Annotated in this window: 18 protein-coding genes and 3 pseudogenes; 3 read left to right on the forward strand and 18 right to left on the reverse strand. The window is 64.9% G+C overall.

Annotation, left to right across the window (positions count from 1 at the left end):
* Nucleotides 1-2: 2 nt before the first annotated feature.
* From trbB to AC3EC3_RS18525, 14 genes are all read right to left on the reverse strand, one after another.
* The gene (gene trbB, locus AC3EC3_RS18460; protein WP_260929135.1) at nt 3-986 is read right to left on the reverse strand and encodes a P-type conjugative transfer ATPase TrbB; all 984 of its coding nucleotides are present in this window, start codon (nt 984-986) and stop codon (nt 3-5) included.
* 185 nt (nt 987-1,171) lie between these two features.
* Nucleotides 1,172-1,621 carry a ribbon-helix-helix domain-containing protein gene (locus tag AC3EC3_RS18465; RefSeq protein ID WP_488491055.1) on the reverse strand — a complete coding sequence of 150 codons (450 nt, stop codon included), beginning with the start codon at nt 1,619-1,621 and terminating at the stop codon, nt 1,172-1,174.
* Between the two features lie 119 nt (nt 1,622-1,740).
* Nucleotides 1,741-3,726, reverse strand: a complete 1,986-nt coding sequence (locus AC3EC3_RS18470; RefSeq protein ID WP_488491056.1) for a conjugal transfer protein TraG — start codon at nt 3,724-3,726, stop codon at nt 1,741-1,743.
* Nucleotides 3,727-3,772: 46 nt separating this feature from the next.
* On the reverse strand, nt 3,773-5,302 hold the full coding sequence (locus AC3EC3_RS18475; RefSeq protein WP_488491057.1) for a DUF3363 domain-containing protein: 1,530 nt from the start codon (nt 5,300-5,302) through the stop codon (nt 3,773-3,775).
* A gap of 224 nt (nt 5,303-5,526) precedes the next feature.
* On the reverse strand, nt 5,527-5,796 hold the full coding sequence (locus AC3EC3_RS18480; protein ID WP_488491058.1) for a hypothetical protein: 270 nt from the start codon (nt 5,794-5,796) through the stop codon (nt 5,527-5,529).
* Nucleotides 5,793-6,434, reverse strand: a complete 642-nt coding sequence (locus AC3EC3_RS18485) for a lytic transglycosylase domain-containing protein (RefSeq protein WP_488491059.1) — start codon at nt 6,432-6,434, stop codon at nt 5,793-5,795. The genes AC3EC3_RS18480 and AC3EC3_RS18485 overlap by 4 nt, the downstream gene beginning before the upstream one ends.
* Nucleotides 6,435-6,559: 125 nt before the next feature.
* Complete coding sequence (locus tag AC3EC3_RS18490) at nt 6,560-6,895, reverse strand: DUF736 domain-containing protein (RefSeq protein ID WP_260929130.1); 336 nt, start codon at nt 6,893-6,895, stop codon at nt 6,560-6,562.
* Between the two features lie 5 nt (nt 6,896-6,900).
* The gene (locus AC3EC3_RS18495; RefSeq protein ID WP_488491060.1) at nt 6,901-7,557 is read right to left on the reverse strand and encodes a S26 family signal peptidase; all 657 of its coding nucleotides are present in this window, start codon (nt 7,555-7,557) and stop codon (nt 6,901-6,903) included.
* Nucleotides 7,554-8,048: a DUF2840 domain-containing protein gene (locus AC3EC3_RS18500; RefSeq protein ID WP_260929127.1), complete on the reverse strand. Its 495-nt coding sequence runs from the start codon at nt 8,046-8,048 to the stop codon at nt 7,554-7,556. Before AC3EC3_RS18500 ends, AC3EC3_RS18495 begins: the two co-directional genes overlap by 4 nt.
* Nucleotides 8,049-8,286: 238 nt before the next feature.
* On the reverse strand, nt 8,287-9,159 hold the full coding sequence (locus AC3EC3_RS18505) for a replication initiator protein A (RefSeq protein ID WP_488491061.1): 873 nt from the start codon (nt 9,157-9,159) through the stop codon (nt 8,287-8,289).
* 3 nt (nt 9,160-9,162) lie between these two features.
* Nucleotides 9,163-9,426: a helix-turn-helix transcriptional regulator gene (locus AC3EC3_RS18510; protein ID WP_260929126.1), complete on the reverse strand. Its 264-nt coding sequence runs from the start codon at nt 9,424-9,426 to the stop codon at nt 9,163-9,165.
* A gap of 117 nt (nt 9,427-9,543) precedes the next feature.
* Nucleotides 9,544-10,089: a DUF2285 domain-containing protein gene (locus AC3EC3_RS18515; RefSeq protein WP_488491062.1), complete on the reverse strand. Its 546-nt coding sequence runs from the start codon at nt 10,087-10,089 to the stop codon at nt 9,544-9,546.
* On the reverse strand, nt 10,007-10,333 hold the full coding sequence (locus tag AC3EC3_RS18520; RefSeq protein ID WP_488491063.1) for a transcriptional regulator domain-containing protein: 327 nt from the start codon (nt 10,331-10,333) through the stop codon (nt 10,007-10,009). The genes AC3EC3_RS18515 and AC3EC3_RS18520 overlap by 83 nt, the downstream gene beginning before the upstream one ends.
* A gap of 111 nt (nt 10,334-10,444) precedes the next feature.
* Entirely contained in the window at nt 10,445-10,762 is a 318-nt protein-coding gene (locus tag AC3EC3_RS18525) for a DUF736 domain-containing protein (protein ID WP_488491064.1), read from the reverse strand.
* Between the two features lie 497 nt (nt 10,763-11,259).
* Between AC3EC3_RS18525 and AC3EC3_RS18530 the strand changes: the two genes are divergently transcribed.
* From AC3EC3_RS18530 to AC3EC3_RS18540, 3 genes and pseudogenes are all read left to right on the forward strand, one after another.
* Nucleotides 11,260-11,898: a thermonuclease family protein gene (locus AC3EC3_RS18530; RefSeq protein ID WP_488491065.1), complete on the forward strand. Its 639-nt coding sequence runs from the start codon at nt 11,260-11,262 to the stop codon at nt 11,896-11,898.
* The gene (locus AC3EC3_RS18535; protein ID WP_488491068.1) at nt 11,898-11,984 is read left to right on the forward strand and encodes an excalibur calcium-binding domain-containing protein; all 87 of its coding nucleotides are present in this window, start codon (nt 11,898-11,900) and stop codon (nt 11,982-11,984) included. Before AC3EC3_RS18530 ends, AC3EC3_RS18535 begins: the two co-directional genes overlap by 1 nt.
* 190 nt (nt 11,985-12,174) lie before the next feature.
* Nucleotides 12,175-12,351: pseudogene (locus AC3EC3_RS18540) on the forward strand (DUF4236 domain-containing protein); the annotation flags it as partial.
* A gap of 201 nt (nt 12,352-12,552) precedes the next feature.
* Here AC3EC3_RS18540 and AC3EC3_RS18545 read toward each other — a convergent pair.
* The 4 genes and pseudogenes from AC3EC3_RS18545 to AC3EC3_RS18560 all read right to left on the reverse strand — a co-directional run.
* A pseudogene (locus AC3EC3_RS18545) lies at nt 12,553-13,023 on the reverse strand (IS91 family transposase); the annotation flags it as partial.
* A gap of 4 nt (nt 13,024-13,027) precedes the next feature.
* Nucleotides 13,028-13,561: a tyrosine-type recombinase/integrase gene (locus tag AC3EC3_RS18550; RefSeq protein ID WP_488491066.1), complete on the reverse strand. Its 534-nt coding sequence runs from the start codon at nt 13,559-13,561 to the stop codon at nt 13,028-13,030.
* Nucleotides 13,471-13,710 carry a hypothetical protein gene (locus AC3EC3_RS18555; RefSeq protein WP_488491067.1) on the reverse strand — a complete coding sequence of 80 codons (240 nt, stop codon included), beginning with the start codon at nt 13,708-13,710 and terminating at the stop codon, nt 13,471-13,473. The genes AC3EC3_RS18550 and AC3EC3_RS18555 overlap by 91 nt, the downstream gene beginning before the upstream one ends.
* Nucleotides 13,707-13,986 (reverse strand): annotated as a pseudogene (locus tag AC3EC3_RS18560) (hypothetical protein); the annotation flags it as partial. The pseudogene AC3EC3_RS18560 and the gene AC3EC3_RS18555, both read right to left, overlap by 4 nt.

Below are 13,986 nucleotides of genomic sequence, written 5' to 3' on the forward strand. Positions count from 1 at the left end.
AGTCATGGCAGTTCATCCAGTTCGGCTAGAAGGGAGACAAGGCGGTAGTCGCCGGTGACAGGATCGAGCCCGTCGAGGCGGATGAGCTCGGCGAGGCGGCGGCCGTGACCGTCACGAACCAGCACCGCGACCAGATCGATGGTCTGGGCGATCAGCGTGCGAGGTACCGAGACCACCGCCTCCAGGATCAACTGCTCGAGGCGATGCAGCGCGCCTGACGCACTGCCGGCATGGATGGTGCCGATACCGCCCGGGTGTCCGGTGCCCCAGGCCTTGAGCAGATCAAGCGCTTCGGGCCCACGCACTTCGCCAATGGGAATACGGTCGGGACGAAGGCGCAAGGAGGAGCGAACCAGATCGCGTAATCCGGCAACGCCATCCCGGGTACGCAGGGCCACAAGATTGGACGAGCTACACTGCAGTTCGCGGGTGTCTTCGATAAGCACGATGCGGTCCGCCGATCGGGCGACTTCGGCCAATAACGCGTTGACGAGCGTGGTCTTGCCGGTCCCTGTCCCTCCGGCCACCAGGATGTTGCAGCGCTCGGCGACAGCCCGGCGCAGCGCAACTGCTGCGCCGGGCGTCATCATGCCGCCCGCGACATAGGCCTCGAGCTCGAAGACGATGCTGGCGGGCTTACGGATAGCGAAAGCCGGTGCGGCCACTACAGGTGGCAGCAGCCCTTCGAAGCGCTCGCCCCCTTCGGGCAGTTCGGCGGAGAGACGCGGCGCGCCTGCGTGCACTTCCACCCCGACATGGTGCGCGATGAGCCGGATGATCCGCTCGCCATCGGCCGCACTGAGCTGCGCGCCGCTGTCAGCCATTCCCGAAGACAGACGATCGACCCACAGGCGCCCATCGGGATTGAGCATGACCTCGATGACACCGGGATCGGACAACCATCGGGCGATGTCGTCGCCCATCGCAGTGCGCAGCATGCGTGCGCTGCGCGCATTCGTATCGCGGTGCAGGCCCGAAGCGGACATTCTCGTTCCTCGCAAGGCGACCGGGATGGCCGCCTGACGGGATCGATCAAGAAAGGCATAAAGCCGTGGCGATCAACATCTGTTTGGGCCGAGCGTAGCCTGGCGTAGAAAGACTTGCGCTGGCGTAGGCCATAGAAGTTCACCCGGCCCGCCAGCGCCTTGCCCTGACATCCTCATGACCGCGGCTAATCGGCTTGTTGCTCACGGTCAGACCCGTCATCCTCCTTCAGGTCAGCCGCGAAATCCTCGCCGATCTCGTCCATGAGATGGCGGCCGGCGGCATAACGACGCGCCAGTGTTTCAAGGAAACCTTCATAGCGCTGACGCCCCTTGACCTGTGCTGCGGCCTGATCCTCATCGGGCAGCGGTGGGGTTACCGACAGCCAGAAACGCACGAACAATGCCAGAGCCTCGGTCGTGAGCCCGGCGTTGCGCTCGAGGCGCTGGACGTGCCGGCTCAGGCGATCGAGCCGGCGGGCGAACGCGGCTTCGAGCCGATCCGAACCGTCTGGCGACATGTAGGATGCCACGGCGGCCTCGATGATCGCCGAACGCGACAGCCGGCGCCTGATCGCAAGCTCGCTGACCCGACGGGCCAGGTCCGGCGCAAAGTAGACGTTGAGACGAACGCGCATCGTCTTTCTCCTTTAGAACCGTCTGGGATCTGACAGCGTGCCCCCATCCCCCCGACTTCGCGATATGCTGCGTATTTGTGCGATCTTCCGGGTAATTTTCCCGGTGATTGCAAGGTGCTCTAGAGCTGCATTTTGTCATCGGGATCGAGCGAGGCCTGCCGCGCCACCTTGCGCTGGCGCTTTGCGACGGCTTTCCTGCTTTCTTCGCCCAGCGGAGGATCGTCGGTCACCGAAAACTCGTTGGACGGCTTGGGTGAAGGGGCGCGGCGTACCTTCGCCGGTACCTTCATGGCCACCTCATCCATCCCGCCATCGTCGCCGGTCACCGACGGAGAACGTCGCCGTGGCGCCCCCCCAACGGGCGAGACCTTTGCAGGAGGTGTTGGCAAAAAGGCTTCCCCCTTGCCGGTCCAGTCATCGCCACTGGCCTGACGCGGCGGTGGTAGAATCCGCGCTGCAAACCGCCGGTCCTCGAAATAGCGCACTTTTTTCGCGCGTACCGGACGCGCGCCTGCCAGCATGACGATTTCCTCATCGTCAGCCAATTGCATAACCTCGCCGGGCGTCAGCAACTGTCGTGCCGTTTCCGAACGCGAGACCATCAGATGTCCGAGCCAAGGTGACAACCGATGGCCGGCATAGTTCTTCATGGCCCGCATCTCGGTTGCCGTTCCCAGCGCATCGGACACGCGCTTGGCCGTGCGATCGTCGTTGGTCGCAAAAGCCACGCGGACATGGCAATTGTCGAGGATTGCGTTGTTGGGCCCATAGGCCTTCTCTATCTGGTTGAGCGACTGGGCGATCAGGAAGGCCTTGATGCCGTAGCCGGCCATGAAGGCGAGAGCGCTTTCGAAAAAGTCGAGCCGGCCCAGCGCAGGAAATTCATCGAGCATGAGCAGCATGCGATGGCGCGTCGCGACGGGATCGAGCGTTTCTGTCAGCCGCCGCCCGATCTGGTTGAGGATGAGACGGATCAAAGGCCGGGTCCGGGCGATATCGCTGGGCGGAACCACCAGATACAAGGTGACGGGCTGCGGCCCCTCGACAAGGTCGGCAATGCGCCACGCACACTGGTGGGTGACCTGCGCAATGACCGGGTCGCGATAGAGCCCGAGAAAGGACATCACGGTCGAGAGCACACCCGAGCGCTCGTTTTCCGATTTGTTGAGCAGTTCGCGCGCCGCGCCAGCGATCACCGGGTGGGGACCGCGCTCGCCCAGATGCGGTGTTTCCATCATCAGTTCGAGCGTCTGCTCGATGGGGCGCGACGGATCGGACAGGAATGCCGCGACACCGGCCAGCGTCTTGTCCGCCCCGGCGTGCAACACGTGCAGGATCGTTCCCACCAGCAGCGAATGCGCCGTCTTTTCCCAATGATTGCGCGCCTCGAGCCGACCATCGGGATCGACCAGGATATCCGCGATATTCTGGACATCGCGCACCTCCAATGTTCCGCGGCGGACCTCGAGAAGCGGGTTGTAGGGTGCAGAGGCAACGTTGGTGGGATCAAACAGCAGCACCCGGCCATATCGCGCCCGGAAACCCGAGGTCAGTTGCCAGTTCTCGCCCTTGATATCGTGAACGATGGCCGAGGCAGGCCAGGTCAACAAGGAGGGAATGACCAGCCCGACACCTTTGCCGCTTCGCGTGGGGGCAAAGCACAGAACATGTTCAGGACCATCGTGACGCAGATAGCGGCGGCCCAGTCGCCCCAGAATGACACCACGGCGTGCGCGCAGCCCGGACCTGCGGACCTGAGGCGGTGATGCCCATCGCGCCGACCCGAAAGTTTCAGCGACCTTGCGTTCACGCGCGCGCCACACCGACATCGTCATGGCAACCAAAATTGCGGCCACCCCGCCCGAGGCCGCAATGACCGCACCTATCGCAAAGACACGCGGCGCATAGGCGTCGAACGAAAACCACCACCAGAAAAACGCGAGCGGTTGATAGATCGGGCGATGGGCCAACGTGAACCAAGGTGACCCGAGCTGTACCTGATACGAGAGCGCAGCGGCCGTCCACTGGGTGGCAGACCACAGCGCGGCCAGCACGATCGCGAACACGGCGAGAATCTGGCGCCACAAAATCTTGGTAACAGCCATGACAGGACCTCCTTTGTAGACGGGGAAAAACGCAAGACACCGAACGTCACCGGCTGAGGCCACGCTGGCGCCCCAGCGACCATTCGATACCGCCACCGGGCCTCGCCAGCCCCGTGACCCGCTGGCCTGCGAGCCCGTCAAGATCGCGAGACCACGGCACCAGAGTGAAGCCCAACCCACCCTCGATCACGGCAAAGCGCCCCGAGCTGAGCGCGAGACGCCGACGATATGTCCCCGCGACCGATTGCCCGGCGCGCGTATCGCGCCAGCTGTGTCCCGAATGCGTGGCAATTTCGCGCGCCACCGCCTCGAGTTCATCGCCGCGCAGCCTCTCGAGCAGCCCCTTGGCAAAGACGACCCGTTCGCCGATGCGCCTCGCCAGTCCCAAATCGACAAGATGATCGCAGCGCGCATCCATGGCGCGCCGCACGTCCTGACCGAAGCCCTGGTCAGCGATACCCTTGCCCCGTTCGATCAGCCGGTGATCGAGCCACGTCGCGCCGGGTGCGGCGACCTGACGTGCCAGATCCCAATCCGAGCGGGTCACGAGGCGTAAACCTGTTCGGCTGCCCGCACCTTCTCTCGCGCTGTGCAGTTCGACAATGCCGCTCGCATCCGACGGCCGATCGATGGCCTCGGCACCGGGCAGGATGACATGATGGGTCTGCCCGTCGACGCCGTCTATCACCGCATAGACGCTGCCGGAGAGTTCATCGTGCAGGCCGCTTGCAAGGAGCCGCCCGACAACCGGTCGCCGTGGCGCGCCGTGGACTATCGCATATCGCTCCAGTCCGCGCTCTTCGCCGGCATCGGCAAGTGCGCGGGCAATCGTGTGAATGATGTCGCGCCGCCTTCCCATATCGCGCAGAGTGCCTTGCGCGCCTTCGGCAAGATGCCAGCGCCCGGGGGCGGTTTCCTGAGCAAGCCCGCCCTTCTCGAGATAGTTCAGGCGCGCGATCATCAGGCGCCGGATGCGCGGATCGCCCGGGCCGGTTTTGCCGGGGCGCATATCGATCTCGCCCCGCTCGCCAGCCGCCCGCACGATCTCGGCATCCAGCCCGGTCCAACGATCCGCCGCGATATCGCGCGCCAGCGCCTTTTCGATGGCGTGCTCGGATCGCGGCCCCAGTTCGGCCATGACCAGATCCTGCGCCCGCGAACGCAGGCCATGCGTGATGTAATCGCGAGAAAGCACCAGATCCTGACCGGCAGCATCGACCCCGCGCACCAACAGGTGGACATGCGGATGCGCGGTATTCCAATGATCGACCGCAACCCAGTCGAGCGGCGTTTCAAGATCGACCTGCATCTGGACCATGAGATCGCGGGTGAAGGCGCGCAGATCCTCCATCTCGCCCGCATCTTCGGGCGAGATAATGAAACGGAAGTGATGCCGATCCTGCTGGCATCGCGCCGCGAAATCCGCAGCATCGGCGGTGTCTGCGTGCGCGTCGAACAGCCGTGCCTCGGCGCCATCACGCGTGACGCCCTCACGAACGAGATAGGCGATATGCGCACCAAGCGGCGCGGCACGCGGTCCATTATGCCGATGGCGGACCGGGAGCGCCTTGATCACCACCCGGCGCGCCGATCCGAAAAGCCGGCTGCGCGCAAAGGCTGTCCGGCCCCGACCGAATGTCGAGAACCCGCGAGCAGCGCTTGCGCCCGACCGGCGATATGGTCCCGGCGACCGCCCTGCCGTTCCGCGCGCTGCGGCGCGCAGGACATCTGCGACCAGTCCCCCTTCGCGCGGCGAACGCCGGGACCGGCCGGGACGCGGCCGAAAGGTGTCCTCATCCCTCACAACACCAACTCCAAGGGGCCAAACTGCCCAGCAGTGCCATCCGGAAGCCTGAAATTGCTGACTTTTTTCTTCCGGGCGGCACGCCCGCCGACCAGCGCCCCCTCATCAACCGATTGAAAGACAGCGTCTTTTTCCGGAATTGGGGCGCGCCTTGTATCTTGCCATCGCCCCTTCCCCTCCCGAAAACCTTCAGAACACACCTGATCACTGCTTTTGGCCAGTGCACGTCCCCGATCCGCCGCAGCCTCTTTCTGTGCGCCATTCATGGCTGGTCATGCCAACCGGCAGGCACGAACAGCCCTTCGGTCCAGTAGGGTGCCCCTGACACCAGAGCAGGCGAGGCATCGGTGTTTACAGGAGCGCCTGTCGCAGACGTGGAGGCGCGCAAGAGCTCTCGATCCCGCACCGGGCGAGCGACCGGATCGGCAACGGCGAACAGAACATCGGGCGACCGAAGGTCTCCTCCCCGCGCCGGCAGCCTGTCGCCGTTGTCGATCCCGGCAAGGACATGCGCGACGTAGGCGCTGGTTTCCTCGGGCAGCGCACGTGTCCCCGCCAGCCAGGCATCGACACGTGCAGGGCCTGCATTGTAGGCGGCCACAGCCACCACCAGACTGCCATATCGCTCGAACATCTCGTGCAGGCAGGCTGCACCGGCCAGAATGTTGGCGCGCGGATCGAAGGGATCGCTTCCCAGCCGATAGCGCGCCGAAAGCGTGCGCCAGGTCGCCGGCATGACCTGCATCAGACCGCGCGCACCGACTGGCGAGACGGCATCTGCGAGGCCCGCACTTTCGGCCTGCATGACGGCCTCTATCCATGACGGCGCAATGTCGAAGCGCTGCACCGCTTCTGCCACGAAAGCGCCATAGCGTGAGCCGCTCAACCGCTGTTCGGAAGACACAATCGCGCGCGGTTCCTGCGCATGGAGACTATCCGCATTGCAGCCCGACAAACCCAGCCCCGCTATGACAAGGGCCCGGACAAACCCGTGCCTTGCACACCGGAGCGTTCCTGCGGGCCACGTGTTCACGAGCTTTCCTTGCCGCGTGCGCGCGGCGACCAGTGCAGCACGTGATCGCCATTGCCATCGCGCGGAGGTAGCAAACGGGCCCGGATTGGGCGTGGGAGCGCCGGGCACTGGAGCTGCACGGCGAGGAACGCGACGCCGGCCGCGCTTGTATTGTTCCAGGCGACGCCGACCTCGACTTCGTCGCGCCCTTCGCCTGCCAGGATCCGCCAGTCCGGCGCCGCCGCTGAGGTCCCGCCCTCCAGCACGACAATGCGCAGTGCCAGGTCCAGCGTCAGGGTCTGCAACCGACCCGCAAACGCCTTGTTACCGGGCGTGAAAGTACCAATCCGCATGATGTCTATTCTTTCGTGAAAGGCAGGGAAGAGGAGGAGACCGACCGCCTGGTCTGCCGCATGCCGATAGCTGCTGCGTCGGCCGCTTCAGTGTCCGGGGCCGTAGCCGGGCTGGCGCCGATGCCGCGCCAGTGAAGCGCCTCGCCCGGTCGGCGACGCGTCAGGAGCGGTATGGCGCGCGCGATGACACTGGCGCGCGGCACGGCTCCGAAATAGCGGCTATCGAAGCTGTCCGGGGCAGCGTTCAGAACGAATACTTCGTCTGCTCCGAGCCGATGACACCCCTGCCAGGCCGGCAGGGCACGGTGGTGGCTGTCGCGGGCAAGGGCGCGCGCAGCGGTCCGGCCATTGATGGTGATGGCGTCACCAAACCGGCAGACCTTGTCGTCGCCAAGTGCAGCGATCCGTTTCAGCAGCGGTACCGAAAGGGGCAGATATCGGCGCCGTGCCATCAGTCCCGTCAGCCTTTCGGGCGCGCGAAGAACGACAAGATCACCGCGCTGTATTGCCCCATCGGACAGGCGATAAAGGCCGATCGGCGCACTGGCTGTGGCATTCCAGACAAGCATGGGTCTGGGCTGCACGAGCAGGACAGCCAGGTAGAGCCCGGCGAACAGTTCGGCACATACCAGCGTGACGACGATGTAGCCGAGCCGGCTCACTGACCGGTTGCTTTGCGCTTGAGCCAGGCGGCGTGGCGAAGCGGCGTATAGGCGCGGGCAGGCTGCCCGGCGGCAATCCGGTTACCGAGATGCAGCCAGTGCTCGGGCGCCGTTTCGCAAGGGTCGAGCGCCTGGGCCTCGATCGCATCGATCTGGGCGAGGACCTGCGATACCTTCGGCCAGCCCTGCACCGAGAGCAGCACCTCGCCGCCCGGACGCACGAATGGCACGCTGGTGTATGCCTCCCCGCGACCGACCGCACGCAGGACATCGATACGCGAATGCACCGTGCCCCAGTCGTTGGCCGACCAGCGCACGAACGCGAAAACGGCGTCCGGGCGAAACGAGACGACCCGCGTCCGGCGTGTGAGAATGCGCTCGTGAGCGATCCGGCCGAAGCGGATCCAGTGCTCGAGGCGCTTTTCGATCCACACGAGCTCGACGTCGGTTAGCGCGCGCCGCGGTGCCCCGAACAGGGAGCCCGCGTTCACGTGCCCTGCTCCGCCTGGGCGAGCGACAGAACATACGCCTTGCGCGCTCCGTATGCGCTCCCGCTCGGAGCCGTTAGCAGGAATCCGAAGGATTCCTTTCTATTAGCATCGTTAGAAGGGCACCAATATTCCAAGCATTGGCAGTCCCTTACGCATGATCCCGGTTCCCGATCGGACGAGGTCCAGGTTCCTGATCGGACGAATGGATGGGTTCCTGATTGGACGAGTGACATGATAGTTATCCACAGGGCTTGAGGCGCACACGGCGCATGGCGGCGGCAAGGGTATCGGCGGGCTGCGGCGTGAACTGCAGACGCTCGCGCCCGAACGCCCGCTCCATCGCCAGCGTGTAACCGGGCAACGGTTGGCGCCGGACAATCTCACGAAGTTCGAAGGCGAAGCGCTTGCGAGGCGAGAGGGCCCCGGATTTGAGGTGGAGGTGCGCGACATCGAAGCTCCATCCGCCGCTCTGGCGCCCCCCATGCTTGCGCACGAGCCGGTAGAGCCAACGCTCCAGGCCGCCTGTCAGCGCGAAATAGGCCTTGTCGATCGTCAGCACGAGCGCGCGGTCCATGACGCCTGCGTAGAACCATTCGGCCAGCACCAGCTCGATGCCGAGAGGACGCCCTGTGGCATCGAACCGCTCCTGCCATTCGTTGATCCATGAGAAGCGATGGAAACGTCGCTGATGCGGCTGGCGGATGGAGGTCGCCACCGTGGTCGACTGCAGGCGATCGAGCGCGGCCTTGAGGCGCTCGTAATTATCCCGCCCGGTACCGCGTCCGACGAACTTGAGGATTTCGTGGGGTGTGGTCGCTATCAGGCGCGAGGTGGAACGTCCGGCATCTCGGGCCTCGACCAACTGGCTCGCGGCCCAGATCAGCACGTCGGCATCCCAGATCGTCGCCATGCCATGTTCGGAAACGGCTTCGACCTGGATCCACGTCTCGCCCATCCGGAACGAGATCGGCCGGGTGCGCCGGGACTTGGCGAGACTGAAGAACGGCCATGTCATGAGGTCCTGGGCATCGCGCACGGCATGATCGCCCGGTACCGAGCGGAACAGTTCGAGCTGGCCGCGTCCCTCCAGCGATGGCGGAAACAGCGTCATGGCTCAGCGCCGGACCGCGCCGGCGGTACGCCGGGCAGGCCTGCAGGTGCCTTTGCCCGGATCGCTCGTCGAATGGCGCTGACCAAGCGCGGCCCAGGCTTCCAGGGCCTCGATCGCGTATACAACGCGGCCTCCCAGTTTGTGGAAGACCGGCCCGGTTCCGAACACCCGATGCTTTTCAAGCGTGCGGGGCGACAATCCGAGACGCAGGGCTGCATCGGGGGTCGTGAGGTAGCGGCGCACGGGAAAGCGGCCGGCATCATCCATGAAAACCTCCATCGAACGCTGGCGTGCTGCGGGTAGCTGCCGGCTGTTGCGGAGTACGCTGGCGCATCGCCCGCCAGCACGGGGAGCGGCTATCGTCCACCCTGCTTTTTGTCGCCCTCACCCGACCAGCAGATCGCGATATCCGCCGTGCATCAACCCGAGCGCCTCGCGTATGAGGCGCTGGGTGCGGCGACGCTGGGAGGATGTCTTCCACACCGCCCCGCGCACGAGTGTCATGCCACGATAGACATGGCGGCCTGCAATATCGTGCAGGCTCATCCGGGGACGGTCCGCCGCTCCGATGTCGTCAAGAATGCCCAACAGCATCGCAAGACGGGCCCGCTGGAAGGGCGACAACGCTGTGCCGCTCCCGCGCGCTTCTTCTGCCCCTGCCCCGTGATCAGGCGCGAGCTTCAGACGCCGGAGCAGGTGCCGTGCCGCTGCGAAACGTCGATCGGCAAGCGCATCGCCGGGAACCGAAACGGCCAGTGCCCGCGCAGGATCGAGCGAGCGCAGCCATATCCGGTGGGGCACGTTGCAGTCCCCCAGCACGAGATGGCGCCCGTCGGCGAGTATCCGGTCAGCCTGTATGTCCGGCCAGGAAAACAGGGCATGCGCAGTGATGCCGTCCATGCCGGGCGGCGCCGGCTCGAGGATCACCACCGCGGGCACAGCCCGGGCCAACCAGAGCGCCGGCCCATCGCTCGCCGCAACATCGGGATCGCACGGGAAACGCCAGGCCCCATCGCCGGGCCATGACCTCGCCTTCCCCCTGCATGCGCGAGACGGGAGGCAAGCGCGCATACTCGGCACGGTAGACCGGATTGCGGCGCAGGAATTCCTGCGCAAACCCGACAGCATCGAGCGCCTGAAACGGATTATCGATTTCGCGCGCGATCGAGGCCATGCGGCGTACCTTCCAGGTGGGAGGCCCAAACCTGCCGCGCCTGTGGCTTTGACGGTATTCCGGGATGCGGGGAGGCCCCTCCCCAAATTTGGGGAGGGGCCTTGGGAAGGGTTACTCGCCCGTGCGACGCGAGCTGCGGGTCCAGACCAGGTCGTGGGTGCCGTCAGGGTTCTCAAACAGCTGGGCGAAGATGGGCGCCACGAGGCTGGGGTCGTCGAGCTTGACCGAGAGATAGGTCCGGTCGTCCTGCGTGCTGCGGGTCCAGGCTGCACCGATTTCTGCCTCGCCCGCGAAGATGCGATGGCCGGGCGCGCTGCCGGTGGCAGTCTCATCGGGGACGATCCTGACCGACTTGGCCTGTACAGCCAGGGTCGTGATGGCGCCGCGAAGTTCGCCCGAGATGATCTTGAATGTGCCGATCTTTGCCATTGTCTACGTTCCTTTTTTGCTCGAGCCGCGCCATTGCGGCCTCGATGCGCAAGGTCAGCCGCCCGCGACCGGCGCCGCAGCCGCAGGCCCGCAGCATCGCGAAGGACGTCTCGATCCGCGTGTTTCCTGTCTCGCGAGGAACGCCCCATCGGGGCGGGGGATGAAACAGGGGGACGAGACGTTGCGGCAAGCCGGGCGAGCGCCAGCGACGCGGCGGCCATCAAGCGCATCGAAGGCGAGGCCGTCATGGCCCGGATACCACCTGGAACGTCTGCATGGCATCAGAACCGCACAGATCCCGACGGCAGGACAGCAGGCAGTTCTTACCCCAGGCCAGCCAGGATGGCAGCATCGTCCGGGCTTCGCGAACACCTGCCTGTGTACCGACACGCATACCGGATGCGAGGCCTCTTGCGGCGCCGGGCACGAGGCGGGATCTCTTTTTTGGGCCCGGATCGGCAAGACCGGCTTTACCATTGCCAGACTAAGGTGCGTTCATGACCAACGCTCCCTGCGAACGGGCCCTGCGGACCGGATATCGCCTTGCCTGCGGCTTTGCACTCACTGCGGGCCTGACGGCCCTGCCAACATCCGCACATGCGCAGATCTATTCGGGGCCGGCCACGGTCATCGATGGTGACACTCTGCAAATGACCGGCGAGCGCATGCGTCTGTTCGGCATTGATGCCCCTGAGAAAGCGCAGTCATGCATGCGCGACGGACAAGCCTGGCCCTGCGGCGCCGAAGCGACCCGCAAAATGGAGGAATGGGTCGGCGACCAGACACTCGAATGCACCCAACAGGGCCGCGACGAGTACGGCCGCGTCGTTGCGATCTGTACGGTCAGCGGCGTCGATCTTTCCGAACGGCTCGCGCGAAACGGGCTCGCGATCACCCTGCCCCATTTCACCGACCGCTACCTCGCAGCGCAGCAATACGCGCACCAGCACGGCATCGGCATCTGGGCCGGTACATTCGACACGCCGTCTGCCTATCGCGCCGCCCACCCACGCCAGTATAGGCCTGCGCCGCCGCGCCCCCGGCCGGCCACGCCCGCACGGACAGCAGCGACGCCCTCTCGCCCGGATCTGTATTTCGCAGCTGTCGCGAGGCTCGGGCAGCAGGCTATGCCATGATGCGGCGAGGAGAGCCTGGCTATCGCGTCGGGCTGGATGGCGATCTCGACGGCATCGCCTGCGAACCGCCACCCCATCGACGTTAAAGTGTCCCCCCAAAACCGGCCATACTTCATCAGCCGGCGAATCCCCCCGGCTCATTGAAAGCTCCCCTTCGTTCATCGCTTCTGCGGAATCTCGCACGTCAATATCGCGTCGCTCGAAGCCCAGCGTTAAAAATTGGAAATCCGGCACGCGCTTTACCAATTTTCGTCCCGAGGTGGCTAATCCGAAGCGATGAGAAGGTACGCAGTTGGAGGATTCAAGGTGCCGTTCTATTTCCGAAAATCGGTGAGCGCAGGCCCCTTTCGCTTCAATTTCTCATCTGGCGGCGTCGGTATGTCGGTCGGCGTACGGGGTTTGCGCGTCGGTACAGGCCCACGAGGTCACTATGTACAGGCTGGACGGAACGGCTTTTATTACCGTGCTTCCCTCGGAGGCGCACCGAAGTCGGGTTCACCAAGGCGAGCAGGCGTTCAAGTGCCAGCAGCAAGGCTTCCCGGCAGCCCTGTTGAGATGATCGAAGTGACCTCGGGCAACGTTCTCGCGATGGAAGATGCATCCTTCAGCGACGTCTTGGCAGAGCTCAATGCGAAACACAGGCAACAACGCCTGGTGAGACATTGCCGACCCCCAGGTATGCAGCACGGCGGTGATCCCGATCCGGGCGCCCAGATGGCGGGGATCGGCGGCGATGGTCAGCATCGTCTGCGCGGCCGCCTTGAACAACAGGTCGTAGACCAGCGCCTTGTTCTGCCACGCGATGTCGGCAACCTCGGCGGGTAGCGTGAAGACGACGTGGAAGTAGCCGACGGGAAGCAGGTCGGCCTCCCGCTCGGCCAGCCAGGTGCGTGCCGCGGCGCCCTGGCATTTTGGGCAATGCCGGTTGCGACAGCTGTTGTAGGCGACCCGCCAGTGCCCGCAGTCCTCGCAGGCCTCGACGTGCCCGCCCAGGGCTGCGGTGCGGCAGGTCTCGATCGCGGACATCACCTTGAGCTGGGTAAGGCTCAGGTGCCCGGCATGGGCCGCCCGGTAGGCTGGCCCTGCAGAACGGAAGATGTCCGCGACCTCGAGGTCGGCGCGCACCGGTTCAACCGGCGTCGGCTGACCCTGTGGGTGCCTTGCCTTCCATCAGCGCCATCAACTGGTCGAGCGGACTCGAGACGGCGTGGATCGTGCGGGTCGACACCTTGGTGTAGAGCGCGGTGGTCTCCAGCTTGCTGTGGCCCAGCAGGACCTGGATCACGCGGATATCAACATCCTGCTCGAGCAGGTGCGTGGCGAAGGAATGGCGCAGGGTGTGCGGGCTGACGCGCTTGCGGATGCCCGCCACCTCGGCCGCCTCCTGAACCGCGCGGTGCCGTTGCCGGGTCGAGATGGCGTCAGTGACGTTCTGGCCGGGGAACAGCCAGCCATGCGCAATCAGCACCCCGCGCTTGTGCCCCTCACGCCACCACATCCGCAGCAGTGCGAGCAGTTGGGGCGAGAGCATCGAATTGCGATCCTTGCCGCCCTTGCCCTGTTCGACCCGGATCAGCGTGCGCGTGCTGTCGATGTAGCTTCGCTGAACTTCGTTTCGTCGACCTTGAGGAGTGCGACCTCGGATACGCGCAGGCCCGCGCAATAAGCCACGCCCAGCGCCGCCTTGTACTTCATGCCGGGCGCGGACTGCAGCAGTTCAAACTGAACCGGCCTGCCCGTCTTTTGCTGCACGACCGTAGCCCGTGTTCGAATTTTCCGATCACAAACGATATCGCTGATCCTGATCTTCACCAGATCACATCCACGAACTTACTGTCGATGGCGAGGTCAAAAAGCGCCCGGTCGCGGACCCGCCCATTCTGATCGAGAAAGAAGCGGATCGCCCATATCTGACGGGGTTTGAGCGCTCGCTTTGCACCAACTTTGCGCCCGGCGTTCCACGACACCTGAACCGCACCGGGATTGCCGGAGGCCAGTTTTCTTAAATTAGGCAGCCAGTGGGACGTCGTCCAGCATAGCGTAGTAGCGTTGCTCGGCTTCGACGGGAGGAATGTTTCCGATCGGCTC

It is taken from the genome of Novosphingobium sp. BAM6, assembly GCF_057784955.1.